General features: G+C 42.3%; 14 protein-coding genes and 3 rRNA genes. 7 read left to right on the top strand and 10 right to left on the bottom strand.

Annotation, left to right across the window (positions count from 1 at the left end):
* Positions 1 to 83 precede the first annotated feature (83 nt).
* Together cysQ and nudE are read right to left on the bottom strand one after the other, a co-directional pair.
* On the bottom strand, positions 84 to 881 hold the full coding sequence (cysQ, locus tag AAGD16_RS00680; protein WP_028835908.1) for a 3'(2'),5'-bisphosphate nucleotidase CysQ: 798 nt from the start codon (positions 879 to 881) through the stop codon (positions 84 to 86).
* The gene (nudE, locus tag AAGD16_RS00675) at positions 874 to 1,446 is read right to left on the bottom strand and encodes an ADP compounds hydrolase NudE (protein ID WP_024601288.1); all 573 of its coding nucleotides are present in this window, start codon (positions 1,444 to 1,446) and stop codon (positions 874 to 876) included. The genes cysQ and nudE overlap by 8 nt, the downstream gene beginning before the upstream one ends.
* 286 nt (positions 1,447 to 1,732) lie before the next feature.
* On the opposite strand from nudE, the gene yrfG reads away from it, so the two are divergent.
* Complete coding sequence (yrfG, locus tag AAGD16_RS00670; RefSeq protein WP_024601289.1) at positions 1,733 to 2,380, top strand: GMP/IMP nucleotidase; 648 nt, start codon at positions 1,733 to 1,735, stop codon at positions 2,378 to 2,380.
* Between the two features lie 267 nt (positions 2,381 to 2,647).
* Here the strand turns inward: yrfG and AAGD16_RS00665 are convergent, their stop codons facing one another.
* The 3 genes from AAGD16_RS00665 to AAGD16_RS00655 all read right to left on the bottom strand — a co-directional run bounded on the left by AAGD16_RS00665 (position 2,648) and on the right by AAGD16_RS00655 (position 4,043).
* The gene (locus tag AAGD16_RS00665; protein WP_024601290.1) at positions 2,648 to 3,274 is read right to left on the bottom strand and encodes a dUTP diphosphatase; all 627 of its coding nucleotides are present in this window, start codon (positions 3,272 to 3,274) and stop codon (positions 2,648 to 2,650) included.
* Between the two features lie 52 nt (positions 3,275 to 3,326).
* Positions 3,327 to 3,695, bottom strand: a complete 369-nt coding sequence (locus AAGD16_RS00660) for a YacL family protein (RefSeq protein WP_013463756.1) — start codon at positions 3,693 to 3,695, stop codon at positions 3,327 to 3,329.
* A gap of 123 nt (positions 3,696 to 3,818) precedes the next feature.
* Complete coding sequence (locus tag AAGD16_RS00655) at positions 3,819 to 4,043, bottom strand: hypothetical protein (protein ID WP_036955616.1); 225 nt, start codon at positions 4,041 to 4,043, stop codon at positions 3,819 to 3,821.
* 315 nt (positions 4,044 to 4,358) lie between these two features.
* On the opposite strand from AAGD16_RS00655, the gene uvrD reads away from it, so the two are divergent.
* From uvrD to AAGD16_RS00635, 4 genes are read left to right on the top strand one after another with little or no spacing between them, the layout of a single operon-like run.
* On the top strand, positions 4,359 to 6,524 hold the full coding sequence (uvrD, locus tag AAGD16_RS00650) for a DNA helicase II (protein ID WP_008108265.1): 2,166 nt from the start codon (positions 4,359 to 4,361) through the stop codon (positions 6,522 to 6,524).
* The gene (locus tag AAGD16_RS00645; RefSeq protein WP_036955614.1) at positions 6,502 to 8,592 is read left to right on the top strand and encodes a GNAT family N-acetyltransferase; all 2,091 of its coding nucleotides are present in this window, start codon (positions 6,502 to 6,504) and stop codon (positions 8,590 to 8,592) included. The genes uvrD and AAGD16_RS00645 overlap by 23 nt, the downstream gene beginning before the upstream one ends.
* The gene (locus AAGD16_RS00640) at positions 8,561 to 9,685 is read left to right on the top strand and encodes an ABC transporter substrate-binding protein (RefSeq protein ID WP_377113011.1); all 1,125 of its coding nucleotides are present in this window, start codon (positions 8,561 to 8,563) and stop codon (positions 9,683 to 9,685) included. Before AAGD16_RS00645 ends, AAGD16_RS00640 begins: the two co-directional genes overlap by 32 nt.
* A gap of 56 nt (positions 9,686 to 9,741) precedes the next feature.
* Positions 9,742 to 10,599 carry a chemotaxis protein gene (locus tag AAGD16_RS00635; protein WP_377113008.1) on the top strand — a complete coding sequence of 286 codons (858 nt, stop codon included), beginning with the start codon at positions 9,742 to 9,744 and terminating at the stop codon, positions 10,597 to 10,599.
* Positions 10,600 to 11,026: 427 nt separating this feature from the next.
* Here AAGD16_RS00635 and rrf read toward each other — a convergent pair.
* The 5 genes from rrf to rhlB form a co-directional block, all read right to left on the bottom strand.
* Positions 11,027 to 11,141, bottom strand: a 5S ribosomal RNA gene (gene rrf / locus AAGD16_RS00630).
* 132 nt (positions 11,142 to 11,273) lie between these two features.
* Positions 11,274 to 14,160, bottom strand: a 23S ribosomal RNA gene (locus AAGD16_RS00625).
* A gap of 294 nt (positions 14,161 to 14,454) precedes the next feature.
* Positions 14,455 to 15,990, bottom strand: a 16S ribosomal RNA gene (locus AAGD16_RS00620).
* The 16S, 23S and 5S rRNA genes sit together here, the layout of an rRNA operon.
* A gap of 528 nt (positions 15,991 to 16,518) precedes the next feature.
* Positions 16,519 to 18,012, bottom strand: a complete 1,494-nt coding sequence (gene gppA / locus AAGD16_RS00615; protein ID WP_013463751.1) for a guanosine-5'-triphosphate,3'-diphosphate diphosphatase — start codon at positions 18,010 to 18,012, stop codon at positions 16,519 to 16,521.
* Positions 18,013 to 18,057: 45 nt separating this feature from the next.
* Positions 18,058 to 19,335, bottom strand: coding sequence for an ATP-dependent RNA helicase RhlB (gene rhlB, locus AAGD16_RS00610; protein ID WP_010392673.1), 1,278 nt, complete (start codon positions 19,333 to 19,335; stop codon positions 18,058 to 18,060).
* A 91-nt stretch (positions 19,336 to 19,426) separates the two neighbouring features.
* Here rhlB and trxA point away from each other — a divergent pair, with 91 nt between their 5' ends.
* Both trxA and rho read left to right on the top strand, forming a co-directional pair.
* A complete protein-coding gene (gene trxA / locus AAGD16_RS00605; RefSeq protein WP_013463750.1) occupies positions 19,427 to 19,753 on the top strand; it encodes a thioredoxin TrxA in 327 nt (108 codons plus the stop codon).
* A gap of 192 nt (positions 19,754 to 19,945) precedes the next feature.
* The gene (rho, locus tag AAGD16_RS00600) at positions 19,946 to 21,205 is read left to right on the top strand and encodes a transcription termination factor Rho (protein ID WP_013463749.1); all 1,260 of its coding nucleotides are present in this window, start codon (positions 19,946 to 19,948) and stop codon (positions 21,203 to 21,205) included.
* Positions 21,206 to 21,280: the final 75 nt, after the last annotated feature.

The raw sequence follows: 21,280 nt of genomic DNA, 5'->3' as shown, positions 1-21,280 counted from the left end.
TATAATATAGGAATAAACCTATAATGCAAGGTTTTACTAATTAAAAACGTTTAAGTGAACAAAAACCCATCAAACGGCTATTATTACACTAATCGCTGATGTGGGTTTATCATTTTTTGCCACTCCCAATCGGGATGACCCATAACAATAAAGTCTGGGTTTTCTGTGCTTTCCCTTTGGTTATAGGTCAGAGGGTTAAACTCAGCATCGGTAATACACCCCCCCGCCTCTTCAACTATTACTTGTGATGCGCCAGTGTCCCATTCACCAGTGGGACCAATTCTTAAAAAGCAGTCAGCTTTACCTTCAGCAACAATACAAGCTTTAAGCGAACATGAGCCTAAAGCCACCGTTGCAAATTGCGCATTTAAATACTGACTCACGGCTTCTATTTTTTGGCGGCGACTTACAGCCAAAGTTAAACTTTCGGGAGGCGCTACAAATATTTGTTTATCATGCTCGCCTTTACGCTTAAACGCCCCATTATTAGCGGTAGCAAAATAGGTCACGCCTTTTGCTGGCCAATGAATCACTCCCAATACAGGATGATTATTTTCTATCAGCGCAATATTAACGGCAAAGTCGCCGCTTTCTAATATAAATTCACCGGTGCCATCCATCGGATCAAGCAGCCAATAGCGTTGCCAGTGCTGCCTGTCTTCCAATGCTGGGATCGGCGTCTCTTCGGACATAATAGGAATATCGGGAGCTAGCGCTTTTAAGCCAGCAACAAGTACATCGTTTGCGGCTAAATCTGCTTTAGTAACTGGCGTATTGTCTGATTTTTCTTGTTGACCAATATCATCTTTTTTATAAATAGCCATAATTGCATCACCTGCACTTTGGGCAAGTGTTATGCATGGTTCAAGTAATTTATCCATTAGTCGCTCCTGAGGCTAAGTACTTATCTAATAATAGCAGAGCGGCAACACTACGTGCTTCAGTAAAGTCAGGTTGTTCTAATAGCGACTGCCACTGCGCAAGTGGCCATTTAACAAGCACTAATGGCTCTGGCTCATCACCTAATAGGGTTTCAGGGTATAAATCTTTAGCAAAGAGAATATGCATAGTGGCATTGAAATAACTAGGCGCCATAGTGACCGTTTTAAGTGCTTCAAAGTATTCAGCACCAAAGCCAATTTCTTCTTTGAGCTCTCGGTTTGCCGCTTGCTCAGGTGTTTCACCGGGGTCAATTAATCCTTTAGGGAAACCTAACTGATAATCATTGGTGCCGGCGCAATACTCTCGAACGAGTAGTAGTTCGTTTTCAGCTGTGATGGGTACAATCATAACGGCTCCACGGCCACCGCCGCGAATTCGTTCATACTGACGCTCTTCGTCATTTGAAAATTTTAGTTCTAAAGACTCCACAGTAAATAAGCGACTTTTAGCGACAACATTATTACTGAGAATTTGTGGTGGTGTTGGGTGCTTTTTCTGTGTCATGGGCATCAATTTGCTATCATTGCAGTTATACTAATCATATACCCAAATGAGTATAAGATGCGAGTTTCAGTTTGAATTAAAAGCAATTTAAATGCAGAATTAATCATAAAATATCTTACCCGTAGTTAAGGTTAAATATTTATCTGGCGTTATTGAATTCGCCCTTAATATTTCATCATTGGGTATATGTTTTTAAAGTTCAATTAACAGAGCCCATTATATTTCGCTTGCAAGCATTTCATCGCAACGTAGTCATTTAACGCCTCAATTTCCACAAGGATATATCATGCTCAATTGGTCAAAAATCGATACTGTATTACTCGACATGGACGGGACTTTACTTGATTTACATTACGACACTGACTTTTGGCTCAATGTTGTTCCACAACAACATGCTCTGGCTCAAAATATCAGTTTTGAGGCAGCCCGCGCAGATATCTTAAAACGCTATCAGGCTGTGAGTGGCAAAATTCAGTGGTACTGCTCTGACTATTGGGAAGCACAGCTAAACTTACCTATTCTCGAACTAAAGCGCCAGTCTGCTCACTTAATCAAAATTCGTGAAGACGTTCCGCATTTTTTAACTGAACTTCGACGTGCAGGTAAAGAACTCATTTTACTTACCAATGCTCATCCAGAATGCGTAATGCTTAAATTTGAACATACCGCCATTGATAACTACTTAGACGGGGTGGTGTCAACGCATGAATATGGGGTAAGTAAAGAGCAACAAAGTTTATGGCACAAGGTTCAAGGGGATTTAGGGTTTGATAAACGCCGCACATTATTTGTAGATGACAGCTTACCGGTATTAAATGCCGCACGAGAATACGGCATTGAGCATTTACTTGCGGTTGCTAACCCGAATAGCCAGCAACCACATAACGATATAACCGATTACTTAAGTGTCACCGATTACCGTAAGCTTATTTAGGGTCTGTTGATCTTTCAAGGTTAAATTTGCAGCAGTCTGTTTGGTATTTAGGCAAGGCAGAGCCTATGTGGTGTGGTTATTCCCCATAAATAGGCGATAACGCAGCATCAATGCCAAACAGGCGCTGCCCGAAGGGTTCTGCCTAGGGGCGATTTACTCTTTGTTGCTCGGTTTTTACTTAGCCCACTAGGTTACAAACCTCGCGTCGCGATTAAACCGCCCCTAATTTGAACAAATTGTAATCCGCAAAGGTCAACAGACCCTGGCTTATTCGCCCTGAGGGTAACGCGCTACTAAGCCTTGATATACCTGTTTTGCAAAATCTACATGCTCAGTATCAAGGCTTTTAACTACTTCAACTAAGTGTTCGTTATCTTCTTTGCCATGCCACACTTTAATGTAGCTACCCTCTTTGTAACCATGATCCTGACGGAAGAAGTTCAGCGTATTTTTACCCACATAGCCACGATATAAATCATCAATATCCATACCGATTTGTGCCATACAACCGGCAAAAGCAGCCGCGTTAAAGGTTTTATTGGCAACCGCACTGGCTGCTAATAATTCAAGCGTTTGTTTAAAATCATCACCTTGCTGTGGGGCGCTCATTTGAGTTTGTAGCTGTGTTGCTATTTGCTCGTAGCTGGTCTCACCGTCGATACGTAGCGATAAACCAAAATGAAAAATATCAACCAGCTCTAAAATTACTTGTTCAGTATCTGGCGTTTGTTTTTTCCACCATTTCCAACCGTAATGATCCAGCATTTCTGCACATTCAACCCAAATAGCTCTATACCATTCAAAGCCTTGACTAAACCATTGCTCATGTACTTTGGTATTCATGGCATTTTGCATTTCTAGCATAACAACTAGTTTGTTTAAATTCGCAGACATATTGGTTCCACTGTTGGATTTATAATTAGGGTAATAATACAGATAATATAACTTAACGACCAGCCGAAAACTCATGCCACGAGTTGATCAGATCAACAAAGTCTTCAAAACCACAACCACTGCTTAAATCATTCTCTTCCAGCATGAGTTCGTCATCTTGGTAGGCTAATATATCTTCGTTATCTTGATGCAGCGCATGTGCTTCAAATAACGCTTCATCTTTAGAAAGAATTAGGTCAATTTCTTGGCCTTTAAGTGTTACCGGCTCAAAGCTTGAACTCACCGAGCTAATAAGTGCCTGCACCATCGCCACTTTATCTTTGCCTATTTCTTCATTTAACCAGCGGCCTATAATCGCGTGCTCGCTGCTAATTTTAATTCTTAACCCACTAATAGGATCGCGAATGAATTGGTATTCCATAACTTTATTCCAGTACTGCTAATACAACAGATTATAACCTAATCAGCTATGAATAATGAAAGCCAGATACAAAAATAGCGCCATAAGGCGCTATTAAAGTATGCTCACTATAGCTAACTATAGCTAACCGCCTGAGCGATAGCGGGCAGCATCAATAATTGCCCATAAATGGAATACGGCTCCAACAATGGCTGGAACAACTAAAAACCATAACGCGTAGCCGCCAAAAACCAAAATGGCAAACACCAGCGCCGCTAAAATACGACCCTGAACCAACTGCCCTAAACCTGGGAAAAAAATATTACATAGAGCGGCGATTACATTTCCGCCAGAACCTTGTTGAGACATACTAACCTCTGTAGTTTAATTAATTTTGTATTTGTACTTATTATTTATACTTACACACTTTATGCCAATTTATTAAGGCTTACAAATCATACAGTTAAATTATTACGAATTTATCAGTTTAGTATTTTTTGCCAAAAATAAGTCAAATTAGCAATTTTGAATAGCTATTTTAGTTACTTGCTCAGTTTATACTGTTAACTATTCAACAACTTAAATACGTATTTTATAAATAGCTGTTTATAAAAACAGTATTTTATTTAGCCTAACAAAAACACCTGTTATACTGCTCTCATTATTGATTAAAAAGGCGTAACGATGGACGTTTCAGAATTACTCGATGGCTTAAATGATAAACAACGCGATGCCGTTGCAGCGCCATTACAAAACATGCTGGTATTAGCAGGAGCAGGTTCAGGTAAAACTCGAGTATTGGTTCATCGTATTGCCTGGTTAATGCAAGTAGAGCAAGCCTCTGCCTATAGTATTTTTGCGGTAACCTTTACTAATAAAGCCGCTAAAGAAATGCGCTCACGGGTTGAAGAAACATTAAAAGCCCCTGTAGGCGGCATGTGGATTGGTACTTTCCATGGTTTATCGCACCGAATTTTGCGTGCACATCACCGTGAAGCAAACTTACCAGAAGCCTTTCAAATTTTAGACTCTGACGATCAGCTTCGTATGATCAAGCGCTTATTAAAATCGATGAATATTGATGATAAAAAATGGCCGGCAAAGCAGTTTGGTTGGTACATAAGCGCTAAAAAAGATGAAGCTCTGCGCCCTAAAGATATTCAGGCATACGATATTAACGAGCAAATGATGCTGCGTGTTTACGCGGCCTATCAAGAAGCTTGTGATAGAGCGGGCCTAGTTGATTTTGCAGAAATATTACTACGTAGCTATGAGGTTCTTAAAAATAACCCAACCTTGCTGCGTCATTATCAGCAGCGCTTTGCGCACATGCTTGTAGACGAGTTTCAAGATACCAATACTATTCAGTATGCGTGGTTAAAACTACTTGCGGGCGATACCAGCAGCATCATGATTGTAGGCGATGATGACCAAAGTATTTATGGTTGGCGCGGCGCAAAAATAGAAAACATTAAACGCTTTTTAACCGATTTTGATGCAGAGACGATTCGCCTTGAGCAAAACTATCGCTCGACTGCCACTATTCTTAAAGCCTCAAACGCGTTAATTCAAAATAACTCCGAGCGAATGGGTAAAAGTTTATGGACCGATGGTAACGACGGTGAACCTATTTCTATTTATGCTGCTTTTAATGAGCTAGATGAAGCGCGCTTTGTGAGTAGCAAATTACGTAGCTGGCTTAATGCGGGTAATGCACTTCAAGATGCGGCTATTTTATATCGTAGTAATGCGCAATCGCGGGTACTTGAAGAAGCAATGCTACAAGAAGGTTTAAAATACCGAATTTATGGCGGTATGCGATTCTTCGAACGGCAAGAAATTAAAGATGCTCTTTCATACTTACGCTTAGTGGGTAACCGCCAAGATGATGCGGCATTTGAGCGAGTTATTAATACGCCCGCCCGCGGCATTGGCGATAAAACATTAAGCCATATACGTGACTGCGCTCGCGCTGAATCTTTGCCGCTTTGGTATGCTGCTAAAGCCATTGTAGAGCAACAGCATTTATCGGGTCGCGCTTCTGGAGCTGTTGCCAAGTTTGTTGAGTTAATTGAACATATTGAAGATAAGATTAGTGACTTAACGCTGCACGAGCAGGCTAAATATGCCATTCAAACCTCAGGGTTAATGGCAATGTATCAGGCTGAAAAAGGTGAAAAAGGCCGTGCTCGGGTTGAAAACTTAGAAGAATTAATTAGCGCCTGCGATCAATATGAACTCCCTGAAGAGGAAGAATTCAGTTCACCACTACAAGGCTTTTTAGCCTACACCTCGCTTGAATCAGGTGAAGGGCAAGCTGATGAACATGAAGATGCGGTACAAATGATGACGCTTCACTCAGCTAAAGGCTTAGAGTTTCCGCTGGTATTTATGGTCGGTGTTGAAGAGGGCATGTTCCCATCACAACAAAGTAATGAAGAAACGGGCCGTTTAGAAGAAGAACGCCGCCTTTGTTATGTAGGTATGACCCGTGCTATGGATAAACTGTATATAAGCCACGCAGAAAGCCGCCGTTTATATGGTCAAGAAAAATACCACAGCCCATCGCGTTTTTTACGTGAAATACCCGAAGACTGCGTAGAAGAAATTCGCATTAAAACCCAGGTTTCTCGCCCGCCAGCAGCTGGTCGCTTTAGTGCATCGGTTAGCCATGCCGCCTTTGAAGAAAGCGGGTTTAATTTAGGTCAACGGGTGCTACATGCAAAATTTGGCATTGGTACGGTGCTTAATTACGAAGGCAGTGGCGCACAATCGCGAGTACAAGTTAACTTTGACGACTTAGGTAGTAAGTGGTTAGTAACAGCTTATGCAAGACTACAAGCCGTTTAACCGCGTTATAGAGCATCTGCAACAGCAGCTAACGAATGCTAAACATCGTCAGTTACTGTTGCTTACAGGCGATAAAAATTGGTGTTATGAGCAATGCACTCAGCTGCTTGCTCAATTACAGCAACCCTCTTTTGTTCTTTCTAAAAACACAAATTTAGTTAATGCACATTGGCCAGAGCATACCCATCAAATTTTAGGGCAAGAGTGCGCCCATGCTGTTTATGATGGCTACAGTGGACTGGTGCCAGATAAACTAGCAGCCTTAGCTGGCGTAGTTCAAGCGGGTGGCTTTTTAATTGTATTACTTCCACCGCTCGAATCACTTGAACATTGGTGCGATCCTGCGCTGCCATTATTTCAATCATTTGGACAAGCGCATCAATACAGCTTTTTTAATCAACGCTTAAAGCACTTACTGAGCAACGCCTCCTTATTACATTTTAATCAACAAGATGGCTGGGTTACTCTTGCCGACATTGATTCATCAGCAGGTACAATAGATTTTACCGAGCAACAACAATGTGTTGAATTAATAAAAAAAACCGCGCACGGACGGGCAAATAGACCATTATTGATTAATGCTGATCGAGGACGGGGAAAATCAGCGGCATTAGGGATTGCCGCAAGCGAGCTCAGCGATAAAAAAATCCTCATCAGCTCTATGCAATTTCGCGCATTGCACAGCAGCTTTAAACATTTAGCAAACGCACTTAATTTGGAGTATCAAGCAGGCAATAAATGCATTGCAAACATGCAATATATTGCACCTGATCAACTACTTAACGAACAGCCTGAGTGTGACTTGCTATTAATTGATGAAGCAGCAGCAATCCCTGTTCCAATGCTCATAAAACTACTCCACCTTTATCCTCGCGTGGTATTTTCAAGCACCATGGTTGGCTATGAAGGCAATGGTCGCGGCTATATTCTAAAGTTTACTCGCTACATTAAAACGCATTTTAAAAATATGCGCAGTATGACTCTTGAGCAGCCTATTCGCTTTGCAAAGCAGGATCCATTAGAGCTGCACATTCGCACGTTATTAGCCTTAGATGCTGAACATCACAGCGTCACCTTACACTCTACCCCTTTGCAATTTAAGCAATTACAGGCACATCAACTTGCTAGTAACGAGTCACTACTTTATCAAGTGATTGGGTTGCTAACGCTGGCACATTATCAAACCAGTGTGAATGATTTACGCCACTTACTAGACGCCACTAAACAACATGTATTTGTTTGCCAACAAGGTGATAATATTCTCGGTGTCTGTTTAATTGCGATTGAAGGTGGGTTTAATGCCGCCATGAGCAATGAAATAGCACAAGGAAAGCGCAGGCCTCAAGGTCACTTAATGGCACAAACGTTAGCACAATTGAGTTTTAATGCTGATGTTTTAAAACAACACTGCGCCCGCGTGGTGCGTATTGCCATTGATCCACAGCATCACAACAAAAAAATAGGCACACAGTTACTTAAATACTGTGAACAGCAATTGCAGAGCGAGTGTCATTGGTTTGGTGCCAGCTTTGGTGGCAATGCGCAATTACTCAGTTTTTGGCAAAGTAATGGCTTTGATTTAGTTAAACTCGGTTTTCAAAAAGATAAGGCAACGGGCGAGCACAGTGCATTAGTTGTTAAAAGCTTAACTAAAAGTGACCAACTAGTAGAGCAATTAGTAGCACAGTTTGAAGCCGATTTCCCTTTGCAACTACTCGATCACTATAGTCAGCTTGATTATCAACTGGTCGCGAAAATTGTCTCTCATTTTAATACTCATACTGGCAGTATCACTGAGCAATTAAGATTAAAGTCTATGTTAACAAGTGACTACCAGCTTTTTAATATAAAACCATTGCTCTGGCGACGTTTTTGGGCATTGCCGTATAGCTTGCCAACCGATGACGATAATTTCCAATATGTTTTTATTAGGCTAGTATTACAAAATTGGACACCGAAAAATATCCAAAGTCAGTTAGGTTTGAATGGCACAAAGTCATTTAATACATTATTTAAAAAGGCTGTAAATAATTGGTATGAGCGCATTTCACATAATAGCAAACCTTAACATTGTCCTTATAGCATTAGTGCTTGGGCAAACTTTCGCGCATGCCGAGCAAACCAACAACAAAGTAATTAAGCTGGGCATGTCTACTGCACTGACTGGCCCTGCTAAAAATATTGGCCAACAGTTACATAAAGGTAGCAGCGTTTATTTTGACAAAGTTAATAACGCTGGCGGCATTAATGGCGCTAAGGTGCTACTTTTAGTGGCTGACGATCACTATGAACCCAAACAAACAGTTAATAATACTCGTGAGTTTATTTACACAAATAAAGTTGATGCCCTGTTTGGTGCCATGGGTACCCCAACCAGCCATGCAATTATACCTTTACTAGAACAATCAAAAATTCCGTTCTTAATGCCTTTTAGCGGGGCGAGCTTTCTACGTGAAAAACCGTCAGTTAAAGCATTTAACTTAAGAGCAAGCTATAACGACGAAGCACAAGAACAAATCAAATACCTCGTTGAAGAGCATAAACATACTAAAATAGGGCTGTTTATACAGGCTGACGAATTTGGCTTATATGTAGAATCAGGACTAAGAGAAGCACTCGCTAAATATAACCTTACACCGGTAATAGTTGCTCGCTACAAACGCAATAGCCAAGATGTGGAGTCGGCACTTAATACCTTAAAATTAAGCGGAGTTACGGCAATCTGTTTAGTCGGCACTTATGAACCACTCTCTGAGTTTATTAATAGCGCCCAAAAGCAAGGGTTTAATCCTGAATATACTAGCGTTTCGTTTGTACCCAGCTTTGACTTATTTGATGAAGTAAACTCACCCTCACATATTATGGTAACGGAGATTGTTCCAAACCCACTAAATTGTAACGATAATTTTTGTACTGAGTTTTTAGCCGATATGCAAGCGAGCAACATTAAAAAACCGAGTCGTCTTCATTTTGAGGGTTATATTAACGCTATGGCATTTAGCAAAGCAGCGAAAAACTGTCAATTCCCCCTTCAGCAATCCTGCCTGATGAATGAGCTTAATTCTTTATTAGTAACCGATACACTTATCCAAAAGTTATTCATAAATACTGAAAACAACAATAAACGTAATGTTTATCGCTCTTATTATGTGAATAAATAAATACCTTGCAAATATTGTTCTATCCTTAGTATACAAACTTAGTATGTGAGGAAGCCATGGACTTAATTAATTTTAAAGTGGGTTATAAAACCATTTCACTTAAGATTCTTGATATCTTATTAACGGAACAATTTCATAATAACCTCACGGTGCTGCCTAACGATAACAAGAGCTTCCTAGGCGTTAAAGATTATATGGGGATCCCAACCCCAGTATTTGACTTAGGAATAATTTTAAATGGCGTGTCTACAGAGCACAGTAACCGAGATGCGTTAAAGCAACTTAAATCTTGGCAAAAACAACTCAATACGTGGTTTAATCAATTAGAACAAGCGTTACTAAGTTCGCAAAATTCGTTAAATACGAGTCAATGTGAGCTTGCTGACTTTGAACAATTTTATATGGAATTTAAAACCGATAACGACGAATTAAAAAGTACGATGTCACGCTTTAATGAGCCGTTTAAATCACTTTTACAAAAAGTAGAAGACGCTATTAAAGTACATAAACAAAAAAATAGTAAACAAGTCCTCATACAGCTTGAAATTGTAAAGCGCCATGAGCTGATTCAATTAGAGCGCTTATTTGAATCAGCCAAAGAGCAAATAACCTTAGACTATAAACCGATTATTGTTTTTACAACAAAAGATGGAATGACCCCGCATGTTGGCTTATTAGTTGATAAAGTAGAAGATAATATTGAATATAGACAAGAAGATATAAAACCTCTCGATAAGTTGACTGAAATAGGCTTTGATATTGATCCACAAACAAGAAATATGATGCATGGATTAATTAAGCTAGCCGATAAACACAGCGTACTTATTGATCCAAGCGCTATATTTAAACCCAAAGAACTTCAAGCTTCTAACAACACACAAGAGCATGAAACCGAAGCCTATGGACTGTTCTAAGCTAATTATTTGTTATAAACAACACTTATTAACAAAAGTTCGGTTGGTAGGCTTTAGGCGCTGATTCTTTTACTTTTACCTAATACCTTTCACCTCGAACCTGCATTTTCACTTTCCTGCAGACGTAAAAAAACCCGTCACATTGCTGTAACGGGTTTCTCTTATTTGGAGCCTGGTAATGTCGTAGTGCCCACCGCGGTAGAGAGCCACACTACAAGGTACACTTATGTTTTTTAATGGGATGAATTGGACTCTGAGGTAGTCGGTGCGTTCTTTTACCCATGAGTTTCGTAATACTCAACCCATGCTACGAAGTACAGGTTGACACTGTGCAACTGATAGCTGACGGCTGATAGCTAATATTTTTACTTTCCTGCAGACAACAAAAAACCCGTCACATCGCTGTAACGGGTTTCTCTTATTTGGAGCCTGGTAATGTCCTACTTTCACATAGCAAATGCTACACTATCATCGGCGCTGTTTCGTTTCACTACTGAGTTCGGCATGGGGTCAGGTGGGTCCAAAACGCTATTGTCACCAAGCAAATTTGGTGTAAGGTCGATTTAATCGAGCTTACTAAAATTTGGAATTCTGATAATAAAGTCTTCAAGTATCTACTTTAGTTATATTAACTTCTTCGCTTAAACTATCACATAAAACGCGTTTGGCGTTGTATGGTTAAGCCTCACGGGTAATTAGTACAAGTTAGCTTAATGGCTCACACCACTTCCACATCTTGCCTATCAACGTTGTAGTCTTCAACGGCCCTTCAGAGACTTTAAAAGTCTAGTGAGAACTCATCTCGAGGCCTGCTTCGCGCTTAGATGCTTTCAGCGCTTATCAGTTCCGAACGTAGCTACCGGGCAATGCCATTGGCATGACAACCCGAACACCAGCGGTTCGTTCACTCCGGTCCTCTCGTACTAGGAGCAACCCTCTCAATTCTCAAACGCCCACGGCAGATAGGGACCGAACTGTCTCACGACGTTCTAAACCCAGCTCGCGTACCACTTTAAATGGCGAACAGCCATACCCTTGGGACCGACTTCAGCCCCAGGATGTGATGAGCCGACATCGAGGTGCCAAACACCGCCGTCGATATGAACTCTTGGGCGGTATCAGCCTGTTATCCCCGGAGTACCTTTTATCCGTTGAGCGATGGCCCTTCCATTCAGAACCACCGGATCACTATGACCTACTTTCGTACCTGCTCGACGTGTCTGTCTCGCAGTTAAGCTGGCTTCTACCATTACACTAACCGTACGATGTCCGACCGTACTTAGCCAACCTTCGTGCTCCTCCGTTACTCTTTGGGAGGAGACCGCCCCAGTCAAACTACCCACCAGGCACTGTCCGTAACCCCGATTCAGGGGCCAACGTTAGAACATCAAAACTACAAGGGTGGTATTTCAAGGACGACTCCACAAAAACTAGCGTCTCTGCTTCTAAGTCTCCCACCTATCCTACACATGTAGGTTCAATGTTCAGTGCCAAGCTGTAGTAAAGGTTCACGGGGTCTTTCCGTCTAGCCGCGGGTACACAGCATCTTCACTGCGATTTCAATTTCACTGAGTCTCGGGTGGAGACAGCGTGGCCATGGTTACACCATTCGTGCAGGTCGGAACTTACCCGACAAGGAATTTCGCTACCTTAGGACCGTTATAGTTACGGCCGCCGTTTACCGGGGCTTCGATCAAGAGCTTCTCCGAAGATAACCCCATCAATTAACCTTCCGGCACCGGGCAGGTGTCACACCGTATACGTCATCTTGCGATTTTGCACAGTGCTGTGTTTTTAATAAACAGTCCCAGCCACCTGGTCACTGCGGCTCCAATCAGCTTAGAGAGCAAGTCTCATCACCAATCGGAGCGTACCTTCTCCCGAAGTTACGGTACGATTTTGCCTAGTTCCTTCACCCGAGTTCTCTCAAGCGCCTTAGTATTCTCTACCTGACCACCTGTGTCGGTTTGGGGTACGATTCGGTATAATCTGAAGCTTAGAGGCTTTTCCTGGAAGTATGGCATCAGCAACTTCATCACCTTGGTGACTCGTCTCGTGTCTCAGCCTAACAGCAACCCGGATTTACCTAAGTCACTAGCCTACACACTTTCACATGGACTACCATCGCCATGCTTGCTTAGCCTGCTCCGTCCCCCCATCGCAATTATACCAAGTACGGAAATATTAATCCGTTTCCCATCGACTACGCCTTTCGGCCTCGCCTTAGGGGTCGACTTACCCTACCCTGATTAACATGGGATAGGAACCCTTGGTCTTCCGGCGTGCGGGTTTTTCACCCGCATTATCGTTACTCATGTCAGCATTCGCACTTCTGATACGTCCAGCATACCTCCCGGTACACCTTCAACCGCTTACAGAACGCTCCCCTACCACTCAAAATAAATTTTGAATCCGCAGCTTCGGTGCATAGTCCCCGTTACATCTTCCGCGCAGACCGACTCGACCAGTGAGCTATTACGCTTTCTTTAAAGGATGGCTGCTTCTAAGCCAACCTCCTGGCTGTCTGGGCCTTTCCACATCGTTTCCCACTTAACTATGACTTTGGGACCTTAGCTGGCGGTCTGGGTTGTTTCCCTCTTCACGACGGACGTTAGCACCCGCCGTGTGTCTCCCGGATATTACTTTACGGTATTCGGAGTTTGCAAAGGGTTGGTAAGTCGGGATGACCCCCTAGCCTTAACAGTGCTCTACCCCCGTAAGTATTCGTCCGAGGCTCTACCTAAATAGATTTCGGGGAGAACCAGCTATCTCCCGGTTTGATTAGCCTTTCACTCCTAACCACAGGTCATCCCCTAACTTTTCAACGTTAGTGGGTTCGGTCCTCCAGTTGAGTTGATGTTACTCAACCTTCAACCTGCCCATGGCTAGATCACCGGGTTTCGGGTCTATACCTTGCAACTATTCGCCCAGTTAAGACTCGGTTTCCCTACGGCTACCCTAATCGGTTAACCTCGCTACAAAATATAAGTCGCTGACCCATTATACAAAAGGTACGCAGTCACCCAACAAGTGGGCTCCTACTGCTTGTACGTACACGGTTTCAGGTTCTATTTCACTCCCCTCACAGGGGTTCTTTTCGCCTTTCCCTCACGGTACTGGTTCACTATCGGTCAGTTGGGAGTATTTAGCCTTAGATGATGGTCCACCTATATTCAGTCAAAGTTTCACGTGCTCCGACCTACTCGATTTCACTTAAAATGCGTTTTCATGTACGGGACTATCACCCTGTATCGTGGCACTTTCCAGAGCCTTCCATTAACACATAATAAGCTTAAGGGCTGTTCCGATTTCGCTCGCCGCTACTATCGGAATCTCGGTTGATTTCTTTTCCTACGGGTACTTAGATGTTTCAGTTCTCCGCGTTCGCCTCGTTAACCTATGTATTCAGTTAACGATACCTGCAAGCAGGTGGGTTTCCCCATTCGGAAATCCTAGTCTCAAGTGCTTTTTACTAGCTTGACTAGGCTTATCGCAAGTTAATACGTCCTTCATCGCCTCCAACTGCCAAGGCATCCACCGTGTACGCTTAGTCACTTAACCATACAACCCAAACGGGTCTTTGTTTTGTGACAGTTTAACTTCGCCAGAAGTTAATATTGAATACTAAAGTAGATACCAATCAACAAACGTTAAACGTTCATTAAATGGCACTGAATGATACTGCTATCATTCTTTTTTACTTTTGAAAACTCTGTACAAATACAATGTATTCATACGAATTTTATTATCAGCTTTTCCAAATTTTTAAAGAGCATATTAATTAGCAAACTCAAAGAGCAAACTAACTAACAATCATCTGTGTGGACACTACGAACAAATAAGTTCTAAATCGTATAAGGAGGTGATCCAGCCCCAGGTTCCCCTAGGGCTACCTTGTTACGACTTCACCCCAGTCATGAATCACTCCGTGGTAAACGTCCTCCCGAGGGTTAGACTATCTACTTCTGGAGCAACCCACTCCCATGGTGTGACGGGCGGTGTGTACAAGGCCCGGGAACGTATTCACCGCGTCATTCTGATACGCGATTACTAGCGATTCCGACTTCATGGAGTCGAGTTGCAGACTCCAATCCGGACTACGACGCACTTTAAGTGATTCGCTTACTCTCGCGAGTTCGCAGCACTCTGTATGCGCCATTGTAGCACGTGTGTAGCCCTACACGTAAGGGCCATGATGACTTGACGTCGTCCCCACCTTCCTCCGGTTTATCACCGGCAGTCTCCTTAGAGTTCTCAGCATTACCTGCTAGCAACTAAGGATAGGGGTTGCGCTCGTTGCGGGACTTAACCCAACATCTCACAACACGAGCTGACGACAGCCATGCAGCACCTGTATCAGAGCTCCCGAAGGCACCAAACTATCTCTAGTAAGTTCTCTGTATGTCAAGTGTAGGTAAGGTTCTTCGCGTTGCATCGAATTAAACCACATGCTCCACCGCTTGTGCGGGCCCCCGTCAATTCATTTGAGTTTTAACCTTGCGGCCGTACTCCCCAGGCGGTCTACTTAATGCGTTAGCTTTGAAAAACAGAACCGAGGTTCCGAGCTTCTAGTAGACATCGTTTACGGCGTGGACTACCAGGGTATCTAATCCTGTTTGCTCCCCACGCTTTCGTACATGAGCGTCAGTGTTGACCCAGGTGGCTGCCTTCGCCATCGGTATTCCTTCAGATCTCTACGCATTTCACCGCTACACCTGAAATTCTACCACCCTCTATCACACTCTAGTTTGCCAGTTCGAAATGCAGTTCCCAGGTTGAGCCCGGGGCTTTCACATCTCGCTTAACAAACCGCCTGCGTACGCTTTACGCCCAGTAATTCCGATTAACGCTCGCACCCTCCGTATTACCGCGGCTGCTGGCACGGAGTTAGCCGGTGCTTCTTCTGTCAGTAACGTCACAGCTAGCAGGTATTAACTACTAACCTTTCCTCCTGACTGAAAGTGCTTTACAACCCGAAGGCCTTCTTCACACACGCGGCATGGCTGCATCAGGCTTGCGCCCATTGTGCAATATTCCCCACTGCTGCCTCCCGTAGGAGTCTGGGCCGTGTCTCAGTCCCAGTGTGGCTGATCATCCTCTCAAACCAGCTAGGGATCGTCGCCTTGGTGAGCCATTACCTCACCAACTAGCTAATCCCACTTGGGCCAATCTAAAGGCGAGAGCCGAAGCCCCCTTTGGTCCGTAGACATTATGCGGTATTAGCAGTCGTTTCCAACTGTTGTCCCCCACCTCAAGGCATGTTCCCAAGCATTACTCACCCGTCCGCCGCTCGTCAGCAAAGTAGCAAGCTACTTTCTGTTACCGCTCGACTTGCATGTGTTAGGCCTGCCGCCAGCGTTCAATCTGAGCCATGATCAAACTCTTCAATTAAAAAGTTTTATGTCTTTCGACAGCTCAATGAATTCTGAATTTATTTAATATCTTTCGATATTGAATTGACTGTGCTGAATAATTACCTAAGTAACTATTCTGTTGGTCACTCAGTTTCAATTGAGACTCTAAATTTGTTTGCCTCACTACCTAAATAGCTTGGCTGTTAGAACTCAATCTGTACGAGTGCCCACACAGATGATTGCTTTATATTGTTAAAGAACGTTGCGATTAAAGTGTTTAACTTTATCTCGCTAGGGCTGCGCATACTACGCTTTCCTATTTTTTTGTCAACACTTAATTTTTTTAAACTTGAAAGTTTTCGAAACTAAGTTTTACTCGACTCACTAAGTAGCTCGTGCCTCGCTATGCGTTGGCCTTCCCCGTCTCAGTGGGGTCGCATTATAGGGAGATCCGAAAACAGATCAACCCTTTTTTGAAGAAAACTTGAAATAAATGACTGTTCGAACAAAATTACAACTAAACGCTCATTTTAACCACTAAAAACTGTGGTAAAGAGCGGTTTAACTAGTTTACTTTAAGTTTCCAACCACATTTTTTCTGATACTTAATCTCTTGATTTAGCTCACTTGCCATTAATGGGTGATTTTTTAACCAATCGTTTTCAAATTGAATAGCTAACTCTTCATTTTCAGCTGTTATCTTAAAGTTAGGCAAGACATCATCTTGGCGGCGCATAGATAAAATAACGGCAACACGTAATAGTCGAACGATATACGTTGCAACGTTACTGTGCGCACCTAAATGATCTAAACATCCTTTTTGAAGGTCTGAACGATGGCTGTTGGCAATCGCAACGATCACTTTGTGTTCTGATTGCGAAAAACCTGGCATATCGGTATTTTCTAAAATGTAAGCGGTATGTTTGTGGTATTGCTTGTACTCTATTAATAAACCAATCTCATGAAGTTGCGCCACCGCATTTAAAAGCGGTAATCCACTTAATGCTTCTATCGGCCAATAGTGATTAACCTCGCTAGCTAATTGTAAAGCTAAGCCGGATACTCGCGATGCTTGCTTTTGATCCACATGATAACGATTCATAAAACCATCAATAGTACGTTTACGAATGTCGTTATTATGCAGTTCCGGTAGCATGCTATATAAAACACCTTCACGAAGCGCGCCACCAGCCAATCCCATTTGTTCTATTTCTAGTGACTCAAACAGTGCAATTAAGATAGCCAGCCCAGATACAAACACTAAACGTCGCTCTTCACTTAACCCTGGCAAGTCGAGTTCAGCTATAGTCTCATAAGCAATAGATTGTTGTTTAATGGTGTATAGCTTTTCAAGGGTGAGCATTTCATTTAAATTTTGTGCCACCATGATTTCTTGAATAGCTTGTACGGTCCCTGACGCACCAGAGGCAAGTTGCCAACCAGCCGTTTTATACTCAGGCGCTATTTCATCAATAACAGTACGCGCGGCTTCAATAGCAGTATTAAAGTTCGCTTCATTTAACTGGCAATCTTTAAAGTAGCGTTCAAGGTAAGTTACACACCCTATATTAAGACTTTTATAGTGACGTGCTTCAAAGCCTTGACCAATTACCACTTCAGTACTCGCACCACCAATATCAATAACTAGCTGTTTGCCCGCACATGAAGAAGTGTGCGCAACTCCTTTGTAAATAGTTCGCGCTTCTAGCTCACCACTAATAACATTAACTTTATGGCCTAATATTTTTTCAGCACGTAATTTAAAGTCGTCGGCGTTGGTTGCTAAACGAAGTGTTGCAGTGGCAACAATGGTGATGTTTTTCTTGGGAATATCTTGCAAACGTTCCGCAAACAAGGCCAAACACTCCCAGCCTCGTTGCATAGCCTCTAAGCTCAATAGATTATTATCATCAAGCCCAGCGGCGAGTCTTACTTTGCGTTTGACGCGACCTATTGTTTGCAAGCCACCCGCCACTGATTTGGCAATAAGCATATGAAAGCTATTTGAGCCCAAATCAATGACTGCATATACATTTTTTTGCGGTTTAAGTTGCCCCACCGTTCAAAAACCTCTAGTTACGAATACTATCAAACTAACGGTCGGTTAAGACCGTCCTTTTTGGTAACCATTATTTGGGCGACGTCCGTTGTTATTACTACGATTACGTGGACCGGTAGAAAAATTACGTTTTCTGTGAATAGTCGGCTTGGTCAAATCATCTAGCAATGCACTTTTATCGTAATGCGATAAAGGAATGCTGTGCTCGATGTACTCTTCAATTTCATGAAGGTTATAAGCATACTGCTCACACGCAAAGCTAATTGCATGACCCGAAGCGCCTGCACGAGCTGTACGACCAATACGGTGAACGTAATCTTCGCAATCATCAGGTAAGTCAAAGTTAAATACATGACTTACTTCTGGAATATGTAAACCACGCGCAGCAACATCGGTAGCCACTAAAAAGTCTAGCTCGCCTTTACTAAATTGCGCGAGTATTGATTGACGTTTCTTTTGGTTTACATCACCGGTGAGCATACCCACTCGATGTCCATCTGCTTTTAACCATGCATACACAGTTTCACAGCTGTGTTTGGTATTTGCAAAAACAATGGCTTTCTCAGGCCATTCTTCTTCAATCAAGGTTAACAACAGCTTAATTTTATCTTCTTGTGAAGGATGAAATAGCTCTTCTTGAATACGTTTACCCGTTTTTACATCGGGTTCTATTTGCACATGCTCTGGGTTTGTCATGTGTTCAAATGCAAGCTCTTGTACACGATACGACAGTGTGGCAGAGAATAATAAGTTTAAACGCTCTGATGTATCCGGCATACGACGGAACATATAACGGATATCTTTAATAAAGCCTAAATCGAACATACGATCGGCTTCATCTAGCACGACTACCTCAATTTCATTAAGGGTGTAACAGCCTTGCTTGTACAGATCTATTAGGCGACCTGTAGTACCAATTAAAATATCAACGCCTTTTTCTAGTTGTGCACGTTGTTTTTCGTAATCTTCGCCACCATATACTAAACCTAAGTTAAGATTACAGTGCGGCGCTAAAATTTTTGCATCTTTGTGTATCTGAATCGCAAGCTCCCGAGTTGGGGCCATGATCAGGGCTCTTGGATGTTTACTAGGTGCTTTGCTAGATTGTAATAACCGATGGCATGTGGCGGTTAAAAACGCCAACGTTTTGCCTGTACCTGTTTGTGCTTGGCCCGCAATATCGCGCCCTTCACAAATAAACGGTAGGCATTTAGCTTGAATGGGTGTGCAATATTCAAACCCACTTTCGGTTAACCCGGCAACCACTTCCGGTGCAATAGCAAAGTCTGAAAACTTTTTATCGGTCAAATGTGTCTTAGTCATAGCGTTTAAGCATAACGTTTAAACTTGCAATAAGAAACAAGAGTGTTTAAATACGCACTAAATATTTCGCCTAACTAAACCGGAGAGCGCAATGAGCGAGAAAATAATCCAAATTACCGACGATAGCTTTGAAGCTGACGTATTACAATCAGACAAACCTGTACTAGTAGACTTTTGGGCTGAATGGTGCGGACCGTGTAAAATGATCGCCCCAATCCTAAGCGAAGTTGCTGAGGAATTTGATGGCCGTGTAACGATTACTAAATTAAACATTGACCAAAACGCAGGTACTCCACCTAAATTTGGTATTCGTGGTATTCCTACACTACTACTTTTCAAAGATGGTCAAGTGGCTGCAACTAAAGTAGGCGCACTATCAAAAACACAATTAGTTGAGTTTTTAGAAAACAACATCTAAGTAAGTGCAAATTTATAAAAAAAGGGCGCTCAGCCCTTTTTTTATTATTTATTTTACAGAAGTACTGGACGCTGCAGTAATGACCTGCTAGTTTATAAAGCCAACTAATCCTTAGTTATATTCAACAAACCTCACTCAACGATCTAATAAAGCGATTTTGAGTATGACAACTGTAATAAAGAACCCACCAATATGCATTTACGCGAATTAAAAGACAAGTCTATAAAAGAGCTTGTAAACTTAGCTGAGTCCATGGGGCTCGAAAACGTAGCCCGCTTAAGAAAGCAAGACATTATTTTTGCTATTCTTAAATCCCATGCCAAAGGCGGAGAGAATATCTTCGGCGGTGGTGTATTAGAAATTTTGCAAGATGGTTTTGGCTTTTTAAGATCATCAGAAGCTTCTTACTTAGCTGGCCCAGATGATATTTATGTATCTCCAAGCCAAATTCGCCGTTTTAGTATGCGTACTGGCGACTCTATTTCAGGTCTTATTCGTCCGCCAAAAGATGGTGAGCGTTACTTTGCTTTACTTAAAGTAAACGAAGTTAATTTTGATAAACCTGAAAACTCTCGCACTAAAATCCTTTTTGAAAACCTGACACCACTACATGCAAACGAACGTTTTCGTATGGAACGTGGTAACGGCAGTAAAGAAGATATTACCGCACGAGTTCTTGATTTAGCGTCACCCATTGGCCGCGGCCAACGTGGTTTATTAGTAGCACCGCCAAAAGCGGGTAAAACCATGTTGCTACAAAATATTGCGCAATCAATCACACATAACCACCCTGATGTTACATTAATGGTTTTACTTATTGATGAACGTCCGGAAGAAGTGACTGAGATGCAACGCCTAGTAAAAGGTGAAGTTATTGCATCAACATTCGATGAACCAGCATCTCGCCATGTACAGGTTGCTGAAATGGTTATTGAAAAAGCAAAGCGCTTAGTTGAGCACAAAAAAGACGTGGTGATTTTACTTGATTCAATCACACGTTTAGCACGTGCTTACAACACCGTTATTCCATCATCAGGTAAAGTATTGACCGGTGGTGTAGATGCTAATGCATTACATAAGCCTAAACGTTTCTTTGGTGCTGCACGTAACGTTGAAGAAGGCGGTAGCTTAACAATTATTGCGACTGCGCTTATTGATACCGGCTCTAAAATGGATGAAGTTATCTACGAAGAGTTTAAGGGTACGGGCAACATGGAACTACACCTTAACCGTAAAATTGCGGAAAAACGTGTATTCCCAGCTATCGACTTTAACCGTTCTGGTACGCGTCGTGAAGAATTACTTACTAAGCCTGATGAGCTCCAAAAGCTGTGGATTTTACGTAAGATAGTCCATGACATGTCAGAAATTGATGCCATGGAATTTTTAATCGATAAACTATCAATGAGTAAAACCAACGATGAGTTTTTTGATTCGATGAAACGTCAGTAATCTGAACGCTGGTTAAATAAACGTTTTTAAATAAAAAAGACACCAGATGGTGTCTTTTTATTTTTAGAGTAAATC

Origin of the sequence: Pseudoalteromonas sp. M58 (genome assembly GCF_042604605.1) — a bacterium.
Taxonomy (GTDB): Bacteria; Pseudomonadota; Gammaproteobacteria; order Enterobacterales; family Alteromonadaceae; genus Pseudoalteromonas; species Pseudoalteromonas tetraodonis.
Note: the sequence above shows the minus strand (reverse complement) of the source record. Positions and strands in the feature narration are given on the sequence as shown.

Excerpts from the sequence above, each read along its gene's own strand:
- cysQ (WP_028835908.1), bottom strand. The coding sequence starts at position 881 with ATGGATAAATTACTTGAACCATGCATAACACTTGCCCAAAGTGCAGGT.
- nudE (WP_024601288.1), bottom strand. The coding sequence starts at position 1,446 with ATGACACAGAAAAAGCACCCAACACCACCACAAATTCTCAGTAATAAT.
- yrfG (WP_024601289.1), top strand. The coding sequence starts at position 1,733 with ATGCTCAATTGGTCAAAAATCGATACTGTATTACTCGACATGGACGGG.
- AAGD16_RS00665 (WP_024601290.1), bottom strand. The coding sequence starts at position 3,274 with ATGTCTGCGAATTTAAACAAACTAGTTGTTATGCTAGAAATGCAAAAT.
- AAGD16_RS00660 (WP_013463756.1), bottom strand. The coding sequence starts at position 3,695 with ATGGAATACCAATTCATTCGCGATCCTATTAGTGGGTTAAGAATTAAA.
- AAGD16_RS00655 (WP_036955616.1), bottom strand. The coding sequence starts at position 4,043 with ATGTCTCAACAAGGTTCTGGCGGAAATGTAATCGCCGCTCTATGTAAT.
- uvrD (WP_008108265.1), top strand. The coding sequence starts at position 4,359 with ATGGACGTTTCAGAATTACTCGATGGCTTAAATGATAAACAACGCGAT.
- AAGD16_RS00645 (WP_036955614.1), top strand. The coding sequence starts at position 6,502 with ATGCAAGACTACAAGCCGTTTAACCGCGTTATAGAGCATCTGCAACAG.
- AAGD16_RS00640 (WP_377113011.1), top strand. The coding sequence starts at position 8,561 with ATGAGCGCATTTCACATAATAGCAAACCTTAACATTGTCCTTATAGCA.
- AAGD16_RS00635 (WP_377113008.1), top strand. The coding sequence starts at position 9,742 with ATGGACTTAATTAATTTTAAAGTGGGTTATAAAACCATTTCACTTAAG.
- rhlB (WP_010392673.1), bottom strand. The coding sequence starts at position 19,335 with ATGACTAAGACACATTTGACCGATAAAAAGTTTTCAGACTTTGCTATT.
- trxA (WP_013463750.1), top strand. The coding sequence starts at position 19,427 with ATGAGCGAGAAAATAATCCAAATTACCGACGATAGCTTTGAAGCTGAC.
- rho (WP_013463749.1), top strand. The coding sequence starts at position 19,946 with ATGCATTTACGCGAATTAAAAGACAAGTCTATAAAAGAGCTTGTAAAC.